Origin of the sequence: Rhodopseudomonas sp. B29 (genome assembly GCF_000333455.1) — a bacterium.
Taxonomy (GTDB): Bacteria; Pseudomonadota; Alphaproteobacteria; order Rhizobiales; family Xanthobacteraceae; genus Rhodopseudomonas.
This window is the reverse complement of record NZ_BADD01000015.1, coordinates 1-4732: the sequence shown is the minus strand read 5'-3', so window position 1 is coordinate 4732 and position 4732 is coordinate 1. Positions and strand designations below refer to the sequence as shown.

Genomic DNA, 4732 nt, shown 5'->3' with positions numbered 1-4732 from the left:
GCCGTATCGATCCCGTTGTGGACATCTTGACGAAATGCCCGGCGCCGATCGGGCCGGCATGGATGTAGCCCTGCTCGACGCGCGGATCGCGGCCGTCGCGGCCGGGCGTGCGCGGAATGTCGCCGAGGCCGGGGGCCATGGTGGCGAAGATCGGGTCGAGCCGGTCGACCACGGCCTTGTCGCCGCCGATCATCATGCAGTAACCGCGATCGATGCCCCAGATGCCGCCGGAGGTGCCGACGTCGACGTAATGGATGAGGCTTTCCTGCAGCGTCTTGGCGCGGCGGATGTCGTCCTGCCAGAAGGTGTTGCCGCCGTCGATGATGACGTCGTCCGCGCCGAGCAGCTTGTGCAGGTCACCGATCGTGGTCTCGGTGATGTGGCCGGCCGGCAGCATCACCCACACGGTGCGCGGCGCGTCGAGCTTTTTGACGAGGTCTTCGAGGCTGGAGGTGCCGGTGGCTCCGTCTTTGACGAGCGCCTCGACCGCTTTGGGATCCCGGTCATACACCACGCAGTGGTGGCCTCCCTTGATCAGACGGCGAACGATGTTGCCGCCCATTCGTCCCAGGCCGACCATGCCGAGCTGCATGCCGAGGTCTCCAGTGATGTGTTGCCGCGCCGCTTGATTGCGGCGCCTCGTTAGAAGTTGTTTAGTTCTTAGTTCATTACGTCAGCCGCACCGTCATTGCGAGCGTAGCGAAGCAATCCAGTCCAGTGCACGGAGCTGGATTGCTTCGTCGCTTCGCTCCTCGCAATGACGGCGTGGATGTTTGGTAACGATCAACTCAGCGCCTCTTTGATCGCGGCGTCGAGCGTCTTCAGACCGGCGGCGAGGTCGCCCTTGAGGTGGACGCGCAACGCGCGGCGACCGCGTTCGGTGAGCACGCCGAAATCGCCGCGGGCCTGCGCTGCCTTGATGATGCCGAAGCTGGCTTTCTGGCCGGGCACCGGCAGGTCCTTGGCATCGTCCGCCGTGATCTGCAGGAACACGCCCGAGTCCGGACCGCCTTTGTAGGCCTGGCCGTCGAAATGCAGGAAGCGCGGGCCGAATTCGGCGCAGGTGGCGACGTGCTTGGCGTCGCGCACCGCCATCCGCATCACCTGCAGCGCGTCGATATGCGCGGCGTCGCGTTCGATATAGGCCAACATCGCGACGTAGTCGCCGGCGTGCGAGCGCGACAGGTGCGCCTTGATCCACGAATTCAGCGTGCCGTCGGCGCCGGCCTTGCGCAGCGCGGCGGCGTTGGCGTCGTCGGTGTAGAGGTCGGCCTTGTCGGTCGAGATCGCCGGCGTCTCCTTCGGGAGCGAGCCCGATTTCTCGAACGCCGCGGTCAGTTCGCGGGTCTTGATCTTGGCGCTCTCGACATCGGGCTGATTGAACGGGTTGATGCCGAGAATGGAGCCTGCGACTGCGGTCGCCATCTCGAACCGGAAGAACTCCTGGCCGATGTGATCGGGTGAGCGCAGCACGATGCGCACCACAGGATGACCGGCCTTTTCCAGTGCGGCGAGCTTGGCCTCGTGGGCGGCGTCGCTTTCGCTCTCGGTGCGCAGATCGATGAAGAGGCGATCGTTGCCGTAGACGGCGGGCGCGCCGAGCGTCTCGCCGTCGATGGGGATCAGGCCCTTACCGTCCTTACCCGTCGACTCGGCGATGAGCTGCTCAGCCCAGGCGCCGAAATCGGCGATCGCCTTGGACGAAGTAATCGTCACCTTGTCACGGCCGTCGAGGCCGGCGCAGCCCATGGCGAGGCCGAGCTGCACGCCGGGATTTTCCGCCGGCGGCACGTCCGGCCCGCAGGAGCGGACCATCGCCAGCGTCAGGTCGAGCAGCTTCTTCAGGTCGAGCCCGGCCGCAGCCGCCGGCACCAGGCCGAACGGGGAGAGCACCGAGTAACGGCCGCCAATTGTCGGATCGCCATGGAAGATGCGGGCGAATTTCTGCGCCTTCGCCACCTTCTCCATCGACGAGCCGGGATCGGTGACGGCGACGAAGTGACCGCCCGCCTGATCGGCGCCGACGGTGTCGGTGATGCGGGCGTAGAAGTAGTCCTTCATCACGTTCGGCTCGGTGGTGCCGCCGGACTTGGACGAGACGATGAACAGCGTCGACGCCAGCTTGACGTTATTCTCAAGCGTCTTGACCTGCGCTGGATCGGTGGAGTCGAGCACGTGCAGCTTGGGAAAGCCGCTTTGCTGCGCGAAGGTGACGGCGAGCACTTCCGGCCCGAGGCTGGAGCCGCCCATGCCGAGCACCACCGCATCGGTGAAGCCGCGCTGCTTCACCCAGGCGGAGAAGTCCTGATAGTCGGCGAGCTTGGCGACGCCGGCCTTGGGTGCGTCGAGCCAGCCGAGCCATTTGTCTTCGTCGGTGCCGGTCCACACCGACTTGTCGCGCTCCCACAGCAAGCGAATCTTGCCGGCGGTGCGCCAGTCGTCGGCCTGTGCCTTGACGGCCTTGTCGAGCTCCGGCGCCAGCGACAGCTTTTGTTCGTCGAGCCCTTTGGCGAGCACGACATTGCGCTTGTAGGCGACGGCGCCGAGCAGCTTGTCGAACGCGTCGGCGAACAGCTTTACGCCTTCGACGACGAGCTGGTCGGTGATCTTGTCGAGCGAGATGCCGGCTTTCTGCAGGCCTTCCAGCGCCGCGCGCGCGTCGTCGAGATTTTCTTCCAGGCTGTCGCGTGGCTTGCCGTGATCGCGGAAGGCGTCCAGCGTGGCAGGAGGGACGGTGTTGACGGTGTCGGGACCGATCAGCTCCTCGACATACAGCACGTCGCTATAGGCCTTGTTCTTGGTGCCGGTCGAAGCCCACAGCAGCCGCTGCGGCTTGGCGCCCTTGGCTTTCAGCTTGTCCCAGCGCTCGCCGGCGAACAGCTTCTTGTAGTCCTGGTAAGCCATTTTCGCGTTGGCGATGGCGATCTTGCCCTTGAGCTTTTCCAGCCGCGCCTTTTCGGACGGATCGTTGGCCTTGGCGATCTTGTCGTCGAGCTCCTTGTCGACCGCGCTGTCGATGCGGCTGACGAAGAACGATGCGACGCTGGCAACATGCGACGGATCGCCGCCGCCGGCCACATAGGCCTCGAGCCCGGCGATATAGGCTTCGGCGACCTGCCGATACACCGCCTGCGAAAACAACAGCGTGACGTTGATGCTGATGCCTTGCGCAATCAACTGCTGGATCGCCGGTACGCATTCGCGCGTCGCCGGTACCTTGACCATCAGGTTCTCGCGGCCGACCGCCTTCCACAGTCGCTGCGCCTCAGCAACCGTCCCCTTGGTGTCGAGCGCCAGATAGGGCGACACTTCCAGGCTGACGAAACCGTCGTGGCCCTTGAGCCGGTCGTAGACCGGGCGCAGCACATCAGCCGCGTGCTGGATGTCCTCGACCGCCAGCTGTTCGTAAAGCTCGCCGACCGAGCGGTCGCCCTTCTTCAGGGCTTCGCCGATCGCGCCGTCATATTCGTCGGACGAACCGATCGCTTTCTCGAAGATCGACGGGTTGGACGTCACGCCCTTCACCCCGTCGCTGTCGATCAGCTTCTTGAGATCACCTTTGGCGATGAAGCCGCGGGCGAGGAAATCCAGCCAGATAGCCTGGCCATGCGGTTCGAGCGATTTGACGGGATTCATGTGCAATTTGTCCGGGTGGATAACGGCCTCGATTGCATTTCCGTCCGGGATGTCGGGCTTGTCAACAAGTCCTGCCGAGGCGTGGCGCGGGGCCGATTTCGCAGCAATGACGCGCGAGCCGGCCTGGGGTTCCCGGCTCCTGCCTATCGCATTCATGTGATGGCCGCATTACGGGCAGTCTGCGGCCCGTTCAACCGAGATCAGCCTTGGCCAAGTCCCACAGCAGAGCGTAGGTGCCGGCGGAGATCAGCGTGGCGCCAGCCTGTGCGACCGCCTGGTCGAAGCGGCCTTTCAGCGCCGCGCGCACAGCCGTCTCGCCGGTCCCGTCGACCAGGACGAACCAGTCGGACGCGCCCGGGCTGGTGAAGCCGGGCGGATCGGTCAGCGGCTTGGATAGAGCCGGGTCATTTTCGAGCAGGTGCATCGAGATGATGCCGTCGAGCGTAGGGGCGAGCTGCGTCACGATTCCGGCGCGCAGCCTGTTGGTGTGGCCTTCGGCCGGGCGGATGCGGACGAGGCCGAGCACTGCGCCTCGGCCGATGCCGTGGCTCTCCGTGATGCGCGCGACGCCGCGGATCATGTTCTTGAACTTGGCGATGTTGCGCTTCGACCATTCAGTCTGGTTAGCGAGCGCGGTTTTGTAGGCCGGGCTGCTCAGCACATCGAACGTCTTAGTCGAATACAGGCCCAGATACTTCGGGCTGGCATCGATCGCGACGTAGCGACGGGCCTCGACAAAACCTTCGATCGCGACGCGCTCGGCGATGTGCTCGCGGTCGTACCAGCGATTGAAGTCGGCCTCGTCAGCTGCGTCGATGTCCATCGAGGTCAGCAGCATTCCTTGTCCGGCGATGGGCATGGCGGTCTTTCAGGTTGGATCAGCGGGCGCGAGAGGCTGCTGATTGTTTCTTCAGCTTCACCGCCGGGCGCGGCTTTAGCGTGGTGTTGGCGGGGCTGAGCAGGCGGCCATCGGCCGCGCGCAGTTCGAGTTTTTTCACAGGCCGGCCGCTGTCGCGATCGACCAGAATGGTCGCGATCTCGTGCTGCGCGTCGTCGAATTCCTCGCTCCATTGCCGCAAGGCGACCAGCACAGGAA

The 4732-nt window shown here is 64.8% G+C and carries 2 protein-coding genes and 2 pseudogenes; all 4 read right to left on the bottom strand.

Going from position 1 to position 4732, the window contains the following annotated elements; translation table 11 throughout:
• Positions 1-592: pseudogene (locus I5M_RS00425) on the bottom strand (NADP-dependent phosphogluconate dehydrogenase); the annotation flags it as partial.
• 191 nt (positions 593-783) lie between these two features.
• Complete coding sequence (locus I5M_RS00420; RefSeq protein ID WP_022719600.1) at positions 784-3636, bottom strand: bifunctional transaldolase/phosoglucose isomerase; 2853 nt, start codon at positions 3634-3636, stop codon at positions 784-786.
• A gap of 190 nt (positions 3637-3826) precedes the next feature.
• A complete protein-coding gene (locus I5M_RS00415; RefSeq protein ID WP_022719599.1) occupies positions 3827-4495 on the bottom strand; it encodes a DUF4286 family protein in 669 nt (222 codons plus the stop codon).
• 19 nt (positions 4496-4514) lie between these two features.
• Positions 4515-4732: pseudogene (locus I5M_RS00410) on the bottom strand (transcriptional regulator); the annotation flags it as partial.